The 13,214-nt window shown below is 71.7% G+C and carries 11 protein-coding genes and 3 tRNA genes; 6 read left to right on the forward strand and 8 right to left on the reverse strand.

The features are described 5' to 3' along the window. Window positions 1-187 precede the first annotated feature (187 nt). The 3 genes from ABZ877_RS28920 (at window position 188) to ABZ877_RS28930 (ending at window position 4,706) form a co-directional block, all read left to right on the forward strand. Window positions 188-1,972, forward strand: a complete 1,785-nt coding sequence (locus ABZ877_RS28920) for a hypothetical protein (RefSeq protein ID WP_361076707.1) — start codon at window positions 188-190, stop codon at window positions 1,970-1,972. Window positions 1,973-2,263: 291 nt separating this feature from the next. Next, on the forward strand, window positions 2,264-3,712 hold the full coding sequence (locus ABZ877_RS28925; protein ID WP_361076894.1) for a N,N-dimethylformamidase beta subunit family domain-containing protein: 1,449 nt from the start codon (window positions 2,264-2,266) through the stop codon (window positions 3,710-3,712). A 91-nt stretch (window positions 3,713-3,803) separates the two neighbouring features. Beyond that, window positions 3,804-4,706: a phosphoribosylaminoimidazolesuccinocarboxamide synthase gene (locus ABZ877_RS28930; RefSeq protein WP_361076710.1), complete on the forward strand. Its 903-nt coding sequence runs from the start codon at window positions 3,804-3,806 to the stop codon at window positions 4,704-4,706. Window positions 4,707-4,776: 70 nt separating this feature from the next. Here ABZ877_RS28930 and ABZ877_RS28935 read toward each other — a convergent pair. The 8 genes from ABZ877_RS28935 to ABZ877_RS28970 all read right to left on the reverse strand — a co-directional run bounded on the left by ABZ877_RS28935 (window position 4,777) and on the right by ABZ877_RS28970 (window position 9,541). Further along, a tRNA-Gly gene (locus tag ABZ877_RS28935) sits at window positions 4,777-4,852 on the reverse strand. 46 nt (window positions 4,853-4,898) lie between these two features. Then, window positions 4,899-5,507: a response regulator transcription factor gene (locus tag ABZ877_RS28940; protein WP_361076713.1), complete on the reverse strand. Its 609-nt coding sequence runs from the start codon at window positions 5,505-5,507 to the stop codon at window positions 4,899-4,901. Between the two features lie 198 nt (window positions 5,508-5,705). After that, entirely contained in the window at window positions 5,706-6,941 is a 1,236-nt protein-coding gene (locus tag ABZ877_RS28945; RefSeq protein ID WP_361076897.1) for a histidine kinase, read from the reverse strand. Window positions 6,942-6,966: 25 nt separating this feature from the next. Continuing rightward, window positions 6,967-7,749 (reverse strand): ABC transporter permease, encoded by a 783-nt coding sequence (locus ABZ877_RS28950; RefSeq protein WP_361076716.1) that lies wholly within the window; start codon window positions 7,747-7,749, stop codon window positions 6,967-6,969. Next, entirely contained in the window at window positions 7,746-8,729 is a 984-nt protein-coding gene (locus tag ABZ877_RS28955) for an ABC transporter ATP-binding protein (RefSeq protein WP_361076719.1), read from the reverse strand. Before ABZ877_RS28955 ends, ABZ877_RS28950 begins: the two co-directional genes overlap by 4 nt. Before the next feature lie 129 nt (window positions 8,730-8,858). Continuing rightward, window positions 8,859-8,934, reverse strand: a tRNA-Gly gene (locus ABZ877_RS28960). A 79-nt stretch (window positions 8,935-9,013) separates the two neighbouring features. Beyond that, window positions 9,014-9,085: transfer RNA gene (locus ABZ877_RS28965), tRNA-Gly, on the reverse strand. A 135-nt stretch (window positions 9,086-9,220) separates the two neighbouring features. Next, the gene (locus ABZ877_RS28970) at window positions 9,221-9,541 is read right to left on the reverse strand and encodes an Lsr2 family protein (RefSeq protein ID WP_361076722.1); all 321 of its coding nucleotides are present in this window, start codon (window positions 9,539-9,541) and stop codon (window positions 9,221-9,223) included. Window positions 9,542-9,890: 349 nt separating this feature from the next. Between ABZ877_RS28970 and purS the strand changes: the two genes are divergently transcribed. Genes purS through purL form a run of 3 tightly spaced genes read left to right on the forward strand, consistent with a single transcriptional unit; the run spans window position 9,891 to window position 13,122 of the window. Further along, complete coding sequence (purS, locus tag ABZ877_RS28975; protein ID WP_361076725.1) at window positions 9,891-10,184, forward strand: phosphoribosylformylglycinamidine synthase subunit PurS; 294 nt, start codon at window positions 9,891-9,893, stop codon at window positions 10,182-10,184. Then, complete coding sequence (gene purQ / locus ABZ877_RS28980; protein WP_324774090.1) at window positions 10,181-10,864, forward strand: phosphoribosylformylglycinamidine synthase subunit PurQ; 684 nt, start codon at window positions 10,181-10,183, stop codon at window positions 10,862-10,864. Before purS ends, purQ begins: the two co-directional genes overlap by 4 nt. After that, entirely contained in the window at window positions 10,861-13,122 is a 2,262-nt protein-coding gene (gene purL, locus ABZ877_RS28985; protein WP_361076729.1) for a phosphoribosylformylglycinamidine synthase subunit PurL, read from the forward strand. Before purQ ends, purL begins: the two co-directional genes overlap by 4 nt. Window positions 13,123-13,214: the final 92 nt, after the last annotated feature.

Raw genomic sequence — 13,214 nt, forward strand, 5'->3', positions numbered from 1 at the left:
GCGTCGGGAACGGTCCGGTGAACGGACAGATCCGGACGGACCACCGGCATTGCGATGTCGGTGGCGGGTGCCACAGTGGGGGAGTGAGCAAGGCCACCAGCGTCCCGCTCCGGGCCTCGGTCCGCGGGCGGACGAGGAGCACAGGCAGCAGGGGGTGACATCGATCGTGTCCGGTACGGGTTCCGGTATGGGTGCGGAAGCGGGTGCGCGGGCTGCGCGCTCCCGGGCCGTCGCCGTGCTCCGCATCCGCGGCAGGGCCGTGGCGCTCGCGCTGCTGCCCGCGGCCGCGTCGGTGATCCTGCTGGCGGGCGGTGCCACCGGCCATCTGAAGGGCGGCGGCTGGGACGCCACACGGCTCGCCGTGACCGTCCTCGCGGTGCTCGTGCTGCTCGTCGGGGCGGCCGTCGCGCTGGTCGTGGCGCGGGCGAGGCCCGCCCTCAGCCCGACGGTCCCGATCGCCGAGGAGACCGCCCCCGACCTGTACCGCCTGGTCCGGGACCTGGCGGACCGGCTCGACGTCCCGGCGCCCTCCGCCATAGCGCTCACCCCCGACTGCGACAGCTGGCTGGAGGACCGCACCCATCCGGCCCACGGTCCGCCCCGCCCGGCCCCGGAGTCCGCGCGCGCGGGGCGTGATGTGCGGGAGGCCGGGGACGGCGGCGCCAAGGCCCCGACCGCGCCCGTCCTCGTCATCGGCTCGCCCTTCCTGTGGTGGATGCGCGTCGCCGAGCTGCGCGCCGTGCTCGCCCCGGTCGTCGCCGGTACGGGCCCCTCGGCGCACCCCGACATAGCGGCCGCCCGGCGTTTCGTACGGGGCCTGGACGCGGCCGTCGCGGTCGCCGCCGCACCGGGGCGCGGCCCCCTGGCCCGGCTCGTGCTCGGCGGCGTCGGCCGGATCGCGCGCCTGATGCTGCGCGGCTGCCGGGTGCACGCCGCCGAGATGGAGCGCGGGGTCGCGGCGGCCGGCGCCGAGCGTGCACAGGCTGTGGACTACGGGCTGCGGATCGTCGCCCAGGAGCAGGTCGGGCTGGCGTACGCGGGCTGGGACCGGCTGCTCACGCGGGTCGCGCTGCCCGCCTGGCGCATGGGCCGCTGGCCGTCCCGCCTGGACGTGGGCGTGGTCGCCGCCCTCACCGAGCTGTCCCGGCGCGACCGGCTCGCCGAGGGGTTCGCCTCCCGGCTCGGCGAGCGCCCCGCCTGCGACCTCCTGGAGGAGCCCGGCGCCGTCGACGAGGCGGCCTCGCTCCTCGCCGCCCGCCTCTTCCACGGCGGCCCCGCCGAGCCGGGCCCGGACTGGGCGCCGGTGGACTGGCACGAGTACCCGGACGAGGTCGTGGACCGCACCTGGCGCGCCGACGCCGCCCGGCTGCACCGCGTCCTGGACACCCTGGGCGTGCGGAGTACCCGTACCGACGCGTCGAGCGCCCCCGAGGGCCCGACCCTCGCGCGCGTCCTCGACCACCTGGCGGCGGACCCGGAAGCCCGTCCGGAGAGCGGTGACCGGCCCGGGGACGCCGCCCCGGAGACGTACACCGACGCCGAGCTGGAGGCGCTGCTCGCCCCGGCGCCCCGCCCCGAGGCCGACTCCCTCTCCGCCGGGCTCAGCGCCGAGCTGGCCCGAGAGGAGCGCGCACGCCCCGTGGAGTCGTCCGCTCCGGCCGGCAAGAGCCCGGACGACGCGCTCTGGGACGAGGGCGCGTTGCCGCTGTTCCCGCTGCAACCGCCGCGCGGCGGCAGGGAGTTGCTGGTTGATCATGTCACGGCTATGGTCTGCTGCGCGGCCGTGGACACAGCCGGTGCGACCCCGGGCCTGGACTGGCTCGACGGGCCCGCGCTCCTGGTCGACGGGGAGCGCGCGGGCGACCTCGCGCCCCGAGTCCTGAGCCTTGTCGAGGACGGTGATCCGGAGCCGCTGAAGGGGTGGCTGGCCCGGCTCGGTATCCGTCCGGAGAAGCCCGTACGACTGGTCTGACCTCCGTTCCGGCCCAGGAACACGCGTCCCGCCCTACCCGGAGGTATGCGTTCCGCTTTCGTCGATCCCTGACGAGCGGCGACGTCAATTCCTGACGAACGGTGACGTTGTGCGTGCGTAATGTGATGTGCTGGGGACCGGTCGCGGAACAACACCGCGCATCAGGGCTCGGGGGCGCGAGGGAGGGGAGCAGCCATGGGGCCGGACAGCGTGGGGCACCCGGAGGACGCGGCGGCACACGGCGCCGCGCCGCCTGCCCGCGCGCGGACGCGCCGCTGGGAGTCCGGTGCGATGGCGCACGCCGTCAGCGACCCCTTCGGGCAGGGCCCGCTGCCCTGGCTGCGCGGCAGCGAGAACTACTTCGACGACACCGGCCAGGTCGTCCCCTGGTACGTGGACACGGTCGCGCAGTCCGGCGGGGTCAGCCCGATCCCGGCGCCGCGCAGCACCAACGGGCCGCGCACCGCCGACGACGTGCACCGGCAGATCAAAGGATTCTCCTCCACCGGCGCGGCCGCCCCCGGCGAGTCGATCGACTTCCATGTCACGGTCGACCCGCCGCAGCAGTTCAGCGTCGACATCTACCGCATCGGCCACTACGGCGGTGACGGCGCCCGCAAGATCACCACGAGCCCGCGCCTGTCCGGCATTGTCCAGCCCGCCCCGCTGACCGCCGACCGCACGGTCTCCTGCCACCACTGGTGGCTCTCCTGGCGCCTGCAGATCCCCTCGTACTGGAACGTGGGGGCGTACGTCGCCGTCCTCACCACCGCTGACGGCCACCGCTCGCACGTGCCCTTCACCGTCCGCGACTCCCAGCCCGCCGACCTGCTCCTGCTGCTCCCGGACATCACCTGGCAGGCGTACAACCTGTACCCGGAGGACGGCAGGACCGGCGCCAGCCTCTACCACGCGTGGGACGACGAGGGCCGGCTCCTCGGCGAGAGCGAGGCCGCGATCACGGTCTCCTTCGACCGGCCGTACGCGGGCGCGGGCCTGCCCCTGCACGTCGGCCACGCCTACGACTTCATCCGCTGGGCCGAGCGGTACGGCTACGACCTCGCCTACGCCGACGCCCGTGACCTGCACGCGGGCCGCGTCGACCCGACCCGCTACCGGGGCCTGGTCTTCCCCGGGCACGACGAGTACTGGTCGGCGAACATGCGCCGCACCACCGAGCTGGCCCGCGAGGCCGGCACCTCCCTCGTCTTCCTCTCCGCCAACACCATGTACTGGCAGGTCGAGTTGGGCCCGTCGGCGTCCGGGGTGCCGGACCGGCTGCTGACCTGCCGCAAGCGGCGCGGGCCCGGGAAGCCCGCGCTCTGGCGCGAGATCGACAAGCCCGAGCAGCAGCTCCTGGGCATCCAGTACGCGGGCCGCGTCCCCGAGCCGCACCCCTTGGTCGTACGGAACGCGGACCACTGGCTGTGGGAGGCGACCGGCGCGCACGAGGGCGACGAGATCGACGGCCTGGTCGCCGGTGAGGCCGACCGCTACTTCCCGCGCACGGCGCTGCCCGAGCACGAGGACCGCATCCTGCTCGCCCACTCCCCGTACCGGGACGGCGACCAGGTCCGCCGCCATCAGGAGACGTCCCTGTACCGGGCGCCGTCGGGTGCGCTGGTCTTCGCGTCCGGGACGTTCGCCTGGTCCCCGGCGCTCGACCGGCCGGGCCACGTAGACCCGCGGATCCAGCGCGCGACGGCCAACCTGCTCGACCGCATCTGCAAACGGGACTGAACGCGCGGCGCCCCGCGCCACCCCTGGCCAGAACTCGTCCCCTCGTACGGGAGAATCAGGAAGCACTCGTACAGAACCACGGGGAGGAACCGTGTCCGGATTCGTCGAAAAGCCCGAGCCAGCGCAGGTGCCGGGCCTGGTGCACCTCCACACCGGCAAGGTGCGTGAGCTGTACCGGAACGAAGCGGGCGACCTGGTCATGGTCGCCAGCGACCGCATGTCCGCCTACGACTGGGTCCTGCCCACGCCGATCCCCGACAAGGGCCGGGTCCTCACCCAGCTCTCGCTGTGGTGGTTCGAGCAGCTCCAGGACCTCATGCCGAACCACGTCCTCTCGACGGAGCTGCCGCCCGGCGCGCCCGACGACTGGGCGGGCCGCACGCTGATCTGCAAGTCCCTGGAGATGATCCCCGTCGAGTGCGTGGCCCGCGGCTACCTCACCGGCTCCGGGCTCGTCGAGTACGACGAGACGCGTACGGTCTGCGGCCTCGCCCTGCCCCCCGGCCTGGAGGACGGCTCGGAGCTGCCCGCGCCGATCTTCACCCCCGCCACCAAGGCCGAGGTCGGCGAGCACGACGAGAACGTCTCCTACGAGGAGGTCGCCCGGCAGGTCGGCGCGGAGACCGCCGCGCACCTGCGCCAGTCGACGCTCGCCGTGTACAGCAAGGCCCGGGACATCGCGCGCGAGCGCGGCATCATCCTGGCCGACACGAAGTTCGAGTTCGGCTTCGACAAGGAGGGCGGGCTCGTCCTCGCCGACGAGGTGCTCACCCCGGACTCCTCGCGCTTCTGGCCGGCCGACCAGTGGCAGCCGGGGCGCGCGCAGCCCAGCTTCGACAAGCAGTTCGTGCGCGACTGGCTGACCTCGGACGCGTCCGGCTGGGACCGCAAGAGCGAGCAGCCGCCGCCGGCGCTGCCCGAGGAGGTCGTGGCGGCGACGCGCGGCAAGTACATCGAGGCGTTCGAGCGCCTGACCGGGACGCCCTGGTCGTAGGCCGGACCCTGGGAACGCCGAGAGCCCCGGTCCTGTGACGGACCGGGGCTCTCGTACGAACTTCTTGAACTGGAGCGAACGACCGGGTTCGAACCGGCGACCTCAACCTTGGCAAGGTTGCGCTCTACCAACTGAGCTACGTTCGCAAAGCTCCGCTTTCGCGGTGCTCCGTGCGCCGAAGCGCGACGCCTACTATACCCAACCTCGCTCGCGCGCGATCCGCACCGCCGCGTGCCGGTTCTCGGCGCCGAGCTTCGAGACGGCCGACGACAGGTAGTTCCGTACGGTGCCCTGCGAGAGCGCGGCCCGCTCGGCGATCTCCGTGACGGGTGCGCCGTCGGCCGCCAGTTCGAGGACCTCGGCCTCGCGGGCGGTCAGCGGCGAGTCCCCGGCGGAGATCGCGTCGGCGGCCAACTCCGGGTCCACATAGCGGTTTCCGGCGTGCACGGTACGGATGATCTCGGCGAGCCGCTGTGCGCTGACCGTCTTCGGCACGAACCCCCGCACCCCTGCCGCGAGCGCCCGCTTCAAATGCCCCGGCCGGCCATGACTCGTCACGATCATCGTCCGGCAGCCGGGCAGCTCGGCCCGGAGCGTTGTGGCCACACTCACACCGTCGGCGCCCGGCATCTGCAGATCGAGCACGGCGACATCAGGACGGTGCGCCCGCGCCATGGCCAGCGCCTCGGGCCCACTGGCCGCCTCGGCGACCACGACCAGATCCTCCTCGAGCGCGAGCAGAGCGGCGAGCGCACCACGAATGAGGTGCTCATCATCGGCGAGCAATACACGCAGGACCATCACGCACCTTCCCGCGCGGGACGTACCGCCGCCGGCTCCGCCGTATCGGCGACGACTACGGACGGGGCTGTGACGCGCCCTGCATCGGCAAACAGCGCTCGCCGCGTCAGCACGCGCCCTCCCGTTCGCGGATGCGCCTCGTCGCGTCGACACACCCCATCCCCCTCACACCGCACCGCCCCGCTCCACGTCGCCCCATCACACACCCTCCCGCTCGCGCCGCACCATCGGCTCCGCCGTCACCGGCACCGTCGCCGTCAGTCGGAACACCCCGTTCCGGACCACGGCCGCCTCCAGCGTTCCCTCCAGTACGGTGAGGCGTTCCCTGAGGCCGGTGAGGCCTGAGCCGTGGCCGGGGGTGGTGGGGGCGGTGGCTCCGTCGTTCTCCACCGTCAGTACGACCTCCTGTGGGCCCCTCGCCAGTTCGATCCGGCAGGCCGTCGCGTCGCCGTGGCGGAGTACGTTCGTCGTGGCTTCGCGGACGACCCAGCCGAGTGCGGACTGGACGTCGGGCGGGAGCCCCGTGGCCGACCCCGTCACCGTGCAGTCGATGCCCGCCGCGCTCAACACGCCCTGCGCGCCGGCCAGTTCCGCGCCGAGGTCTGCCTCGCGATAGCCCCGTACGACCTCGCGCACTTCCTTCTGCGAGTCCTGGGCGATGCGCTGCACCTCGATCATCTGGCTCACGGCGTCCTCGGTCCGGCCGCGCCGGGCCAGTTGTGCCGCCAGTTCGCTCTTGAGGGCGATCACGGCGAGGTTGCGGCCCATGACGTCGTGGAGGTCGCGGCCGAACCGGAGGCGTTCCTCGGCGACGGCGAGCCGGGCCTCGACCTCGCGGGCGTGCTCGGACTCCCACATGACGGCGAGGCTCCACGCGCTGCACCGCGCGGTCAGCAGCACGAGGGGGACGCTGATGGCCAGCACGACGGTCAGGGCGACGATCTGCCCGACGTCCCTGCCGACGACCGCGAACAGTGCCAGCGCCGCGACGGCGGCGACACCGCTCCGCCTCAGGAACGTACGGACGGGCACGGTCAGCACGTAGGCGCAGGCGAACGGCATCGGCACGAAGAGGAGCGGCAGGGCGATGAGGCCGTCCTTCATGCTGTCGGTCGCGTCGAGCGCGGCGAGCAGGCCGACCGCCGCCACGGTCAGCCCGGCGGCCACGCGCGTCTGTACGGGTGGCACGGGCCCGCGCCCGAGGTATGCGTCGAGGGCGCTGCCCACGTGGACGTGGGCGACGGCGCACTGGGCGACGTTCACCACGGCCAGCGTGGTGCCGAGGGCGATCGCGGGCCCGTCGTGGCGGAGCGACCCGATGAGCGCCGGGCCGCTCCAGGCCACGAAGTAGAGCCAGTTCACCGCGCGGAGCATGAGCCGGCTCTGCCACTCCACCCGCTCGATCTTGCTGCGCTCCCGCCACCGGCCTGGCATCCGCACCGCTACGCTCCTGCCCGCTTCACCGTCGGGGCTCCCAGCGGAACCACCGTCGTACAGCAAACACCGCGACGATGATCCAGGCCACCGACGTGGCGACGGCGCCGAGCGCGTCGTGCGCGGTCAGGTCGCCGCTCCAGCCGCCGCGGACCAGCGTGAGCGGTCCGGTGAGCGGCAGCAGCTCGCAGACCGACGCCAGCTTGTCGGGCATGACCTCCAGCGGGACGAACGTGCCCGAGCCGAACATCGACACCAGCAGCATCGGCATGGAGGCGACCTGCGCGCTCTCCACACTGCGGCTGAACACGGTGGTGATCGCGGCGAGCGCCACGCAGAGCGGGAAGCCGAGGAGCACGCCGAGTACGGCGTATGGGGGTGCGCCGGGGGCGCCCGCGTCGAGCGCCACGCTGCACGCGACGGCCAGGACGACGCACTGCACGAGCCCGATGGCGACGGACGGCAGCGCCGCCCCGATCAGGATCTCGCCGTCGCGCAGCTCGCCGGTGCGCAGCCGCTTGAGGACCAGCTCCTCGCGCCGTGCGGCGTAGACGCTGACCAGCGCGCCGTAGACGGCGAAGAGGAGCGAGAAGCCGACCGCTCCGGTCAGGATGACGACCCCGACGCTGAGCCCGGTGCCCTTCAGCGCCTTCTCGTCGACGGACACGCTCGCGCTGAGCGGCAGTACCAGGGGCACGAACAGGGCGGTGAACAGCACGCCCTTGCTCCGTCCGAGCAGCGTCAGCTCGGCCCGCGCGAGGGATCGCAGCCGCCCCGCCGGGGTGGTCGTCATCGTCGCCGTGCTCATGTCGCCATCTCCTTCGCCCGCTGGTTCTCCGGCTCCCCGGTGCCGTCCTTCGCGTCCCGCGCGATCCGCAGGAACGCCTCTTCGAGCGAGGCGCCGCGCACATCGAGTCGGCGCAGTTCCACGCCCGCGTCCCTGGCCCAGACGAGCAGCCCGGTGGCGGCGCGCTGGAGCTCGTCGGTGCGCAGTGTGACCAGGCGCCCGGTGGTCTCGTGGTCGCTGACGCCGAGCGGGCCGAGCGGCGGGAGGTCACCGACGTGGTACCCGTCGGGCAGTTCGAACGAGATGTGCGAGGGCTGGGCGGCGACGACCTCGTCGACGCGCCCCTCGGCGGCGATCCGCCCCTCGTGCAGGATCGCGAGCCGGTCGGCGAGCGACTCCGCCTCTTCGAGGTAGTGGGTGGTCAGGAGCACGGTCGTGCCGTCGGCGCGCAGGCGGCGCACCAGTTCCCAGGTCTCGCGGCGCCCTTCGGCGTCGAGCCCGGTGGTCGGTTCGTCGAGGAAGAGCACCTCGGGGCGGCCGAGCAGTGCGAGCGCGAGGTCGAGCCGCCGCTTCTCGCCGCCGGACAACTGTTTGACGCGGACCTTCCCGCGGCCGGTGAGCCCCACCGTCTCCAGGGCTTCCCCGACGGGCCGCGCCCCGCTGGTGCAGCCCGCCCACATCCGTACGGTCTCGGCGACGGTCAGCTCGGCGGGGAACCCGCCTTCCTGGAGCATGACGCCGATCCGCGGCCGTACGTGGTCGCGGTCCCGGTGCGGGTCGTGGCCGAGGACCCGCACCCGGCCGCCGGCGGGCGCCGCGAGTCCTTCGAGGAGTTCGACGGTGGAGGTCTTGCCCGCGCCGTTGGTGCCGAGGAGGGCGAAGAGTTCGCCGCGGCCCACGGAGAAGCTGACTCCGCGCACCGCCTCGTAGGAGCCCCGCTTGCCGTCCCCGTACACGCGGCGCAGATCAGTGACTTCGATCACGCGCTCGTTGCTGGTCATGGTTCCAGCGTCGTGGCAGGCCGGGCGGGTCGGCAGTGCGCGCTGTCATCGGCCCGTATGACAAATGTCAGATGCCCCCGGCACACATACGAAAGGCCCCGGATCCTGGGATCCGGGGCCTTTCCTTTCTGGAGCGAACGACCGGGTTCGAACCGGCGACCTCAACCTTGGCAAGGTTGCGCTCTACCAACTGAGCTACGTTCGCATTGCCTCTGATCGGCTCTCACCGACCAGCGCGAGCATCAGCCTACCTCACTCGGAAGAGTGCCTGGTACGCGATGCGGAGCGGGTGACAGGAATTGCACACTGCGCCTTCCCCCTGGAAGGGGGATGTTCTACTACTGAACTACACCCGCACGACCTTGTGGGCTGCGGCTTTGTCGGCCTCGCCCCTCGGCGTGCTCCAGACTTTAGCCGACCGCCGGGGGTGCAGCGCAAGTCGGTTGTGCCGAGGGGCTCCTGACGGGGGCCCGGACGCCGGGCCCCGCGCTCTAGTTGGCCTCGGCGAACGCCTCGTAGACCCGCTTCGGGATCCGGCCGCGCGCCGGCACGTCGAACCGGTTGGAGAGGGCCCAGGCGCGCACGGCGGCCGGGTCCGGGCTCAGGTCGGTGTGGGTGAACGCCTTGCCGGTCCGGCTGGAGCGCTTGCGGCCCGCCTCCAGGTACGGGGCCAGGGCCGAGCGGAGCTTTTTGGCATTGGCCTGATTGAGGTCGATCTCGTACGACCTGCCGTCGAGACCGAAGACGACCGTTTCCGCCGCTTCTCCGCCGTCGATGTCGTCAAAGAGAGTGACCACGACACGCTGCGCCACGAATATCGGTCCCTTCGTCCGGCATCCCCGCTTTGACGTGCGGTGATGTCGACTGTCCAGCTCTGAGTGAGCAATGTCCGGGCTTTGTCGCCGCCCGGGTTCAGGCGGGTTGCCTGTATGCGCCATTTCCTTTTTACCCTGCCCGGCATTGTGCTGGGAAGGCCAGTTAATAGTCTGCGCGTGTCTGTCGGGATCGTTATCCGGAGTCTTTCCCCTGATTTTCCTCGCGGATCTCCTTCCGATGCCGGAACGTGACGCGGCTCTCGTAGCTTCCTACCGTCTACGCGAGTAGAAGATTTGGGCAGGTACGCTGAACTGACCTGCTCAGCACCACACACCGGGAGTGCCAGTGGCACGCGTCGTAGTCGACGTCATGCTCAAGCCGGAGATCCTCGACCCCCAGGGCCAGGCGGTGCAGCGTGCGCTGCCGCGCCTCGGTTTCGACGGCATCTCCGACGTTCGCCAGGGAAAGCGATTCGAGCTCGAAGTGGACGGGCCGGTGGATGACGCCGCCCTCGCCCGTATCCACGAGCTCGCGGAAAGCTTCCTCGCCAACACGGTGATCGAGAACTTCGTCGTGAGGGTGGAGGACGCCGCGGGCGCGGAAGAGCCCGTTTCCTCTGCGGTGGGGGCCGAAAAGTGACCGCTCGTATTGGTGTCGTCACCTTTCCGGGCTCCCTCGACGACCGGGACACCCAGCGCGCGATCCGTCTCGCCGGTGCCGAGCCGGTGGCCCTGTGGCACAAGGACAAGGACCTGAAGCAGGTCGACGCGGTCGTCCTGCCGGGCGGATTCAGTTACGGCGATTACCTGCGCGCGGGCGCCATCTCGCGTTTCTCGCCGGTCATGGAGACGCTGATCGACCAGGCGAAGGCGGGCCTGCCGGTCCTGGGCATCTGCAACGGGTTCCAGGTCCTCACCGAGGCCCACCTGCTCCCCGGCGGCATGCTCGGCAACGACCACCTGCACTTCATCTGCCGCGACCAGAAGCTGCGCGTGGAGAGTGCGGACACCGCCTGGACCGCCGACTACGAGGCGGGCCAGGAGATCCACATCCCGCTGAAGAACATGGACGGCCGCTACGTCGCCGACGAGCGCACGCTCGACATGCTGGAGGCGGAGGGCCGCGTCGTCTTCCGCTACCTCGACGTCAACCCGAACGGCTCGCTGCGCGACATCGCCGGCATCACGAACGAGGCGGGCAACGTCGTCGGTCTGATGCCGCACCCAGAGCACGCCGTGGAGCCCCTCGTCGGCTCCGGCCGCACCGATGGCCTCCCCTTCTTCACCTCGATCCTCAAGAAGCTGGTCGCCGCCTCATGAGCCTCGACACCGTAGAGAACGCGAGCAAGACCCCCGACGTCGAACTCCCCTGGGCCGAACTCGGCCTCAAGAAGGAGGAGTACGCGCGCGTGGTCGAGATCCTCGGCCGCCGCCCGACCGGCGCCGAGCTCGCCATGTACTCGGTCATGTGGTCCGAGCACTGCTCGTACAAGTCCTCCAAGGTGCACCTGCGCCAGTTCGGCGAGAAGGCGCCCCAGTCCGACGCCATGCTCGTCGGCATCGGTGAGAACGCCGGAGTGGTGGACGTCGGCCAGGGCTACGCCGTCACCTTCAAGGTGGAGTCGCACAACCACCCCTCCTACGTCGAGCCCTACCAGGGCGCGGCCACGGGCGTGGGCGGCATCGTGCGCGACATCATCGCCATGGGCGCCCGCCCGGTCGCGGTCGTGGACCCGCTGCGCTTCGGCGCCGCCGACCACCCCGACACCAAGCGCGTCCTGCCCGGCGTCGTCGCGGGCATCGGCGGCTACGGCAACTGCCTGGGCCTGCCCAACATCGGCGGCGAGGTCGTCTTCGACGCCTGCTACCAGGGGAACCCGCTGGTCAACGCCGGTGCGATCGGCGTCATGCGGCACGAGGACATCCACCTCGCGAAGGCGTCCGGCGCGGGCAACAAGGTCATCATGTACGGCGCCCGGACGGGCGGCGACGGCATCGGCGGCGCCTCCATCCTGGCGAGCGAGACCTTCGACGACGCAAAGCCGTCGAAGCGCCCCGCCGTGCAGGTCGGTGACCCGTTCCAGGAGAAGCTGCTCATCGAGTGCACCCTGGAGGCGTTCGCCGAGAAGCTCGTCGTCGGCATCCAGGACCTCGGCGCGGCGGGCATCTCCTGCGCGACGAGCGAGCTGGCGTCCAACGGCTCGGGCGGTATGCGCGTCGACCTGGACGACGTACCGCTGCGCGACTCCACGCTCTCGCCCGAGGAGATCCTCATGAGCGAGTCGCAGGAACGCATGTGCGCCGTCGTGGAGCCGGAGAAGGTCGACCGCTTCCTGGAGATCTGCGAGAAGTGGGACGTCATCGCCACCGTCATCGGTGAGGTGACCGACGGCGACCGCCTGGAGATCTTCTGGCACGGCGAGAAGATCGTGGACGTCGACCCGCGCACGGTCGCGCACGACGGCCCGGTCTACGAGCGCCCCTACGCGCGCCCCGAGTGGCAGGACGCGCTCCAGGCCGACGACGCGAACAAGCTGCCCCGGCCGAGCACGGGTGACGAGCTGAAGGCGCAGGTCCTGGCTCTCGTCTCCTCGCCCAACCAGGCGTCGAAGAAGTGGATCACCTCGCAGTACGACCACTTCGTGCAGGGCAACACCGTGCTCGCGCAGCCCGAGGACTCGGGCATGATCCGCATCGACGCGGAGTCCGGTCTCGGCGTCGCCATCGCCACGGACGGCAACGGCCGGTACGCGAAGCTCGACCCGTACACGGGCGCGCAGCTCGCCCTCGCGGAGGCGTACCGCAATGTCGCCACGACCGGTGCCAAGCCGCTCGCGGTCTCCGACTGCCTGAACTTCGGCTCGCCCGAGGACCCGGCCGTCATGTGGCAGTTCGCCGAGGCCGTGCGCGGTCTCGCCGACGGCTGTCAGCAGCTCGGCACCCCGGTGACCGGCGGCAACGTCTCGCTCTACAACCAGACGGGTGAGGCGGCCATCCACCCGACGCCGGTCGTCGCGGTCCTCGGTGTCATCGACGACGTGGCGCGGCGCACGCCGGTCGCGTTCAAGGAGGAGGGCCAGCTGCTCTACCTCCTCGGCGACACCCGCGAGGAGTTCGGCGGTTCGGCCTGGTCGCAGGTGGTCCACGACCACCTCGGCGGGCTTCCGCCGCAGGTCGACCTGGAGCGCGAGCGGCTGCTCGGCGACATCCTCATCTCGGCCTCGCGCGACGGCATGATCGACGCCGCGCACGACCTCTCCGACGGCGGTCTGATCCAGGCCGTGGTCGAGTCGGCGCTCCTGGGTGACAAGGGCGCGCGCCTGGTCGTCCCGGACGGCCTCGACGCGTTCACGTTCCTTTTCTCCGAGTCGGCGGGCCGCGCGGTCGTCGCCGTCCCGCGCAGCGAGGAGCTGCGGTTCACCGACATGTGCGGGGCGCGGGGCCTGCCCGCCACGCGCATCGGTGTCGTGGACGGTTCGGGCGCGGAGGCGACGGTGGACGTGCAGGGCGAGTTCGCCCTGCCGCTGTCGGAGCTGCGTGAGGCGCACGAGGGGACGATCCCGGCGCTGCTGGCGTAGCCGGTTTCCTGAGCATCGAGGCCCCTGCCCGACCCGGGCGGGGGCTTCGTCGTGCTCGACTTCCCCCGAACGAGTGATTGCCCGGACTCTAC

The sequence above is a fragment of the Streptomyces sp. NPDC046939 genome (assembly GCF_040644575.1).
In the GTDB taxonomy this organism is placed as follows: Bacteria; Actinomycetota; Actinomycetes; order Streptomycetales; family Streptomycetaceae; genus Streptomyces.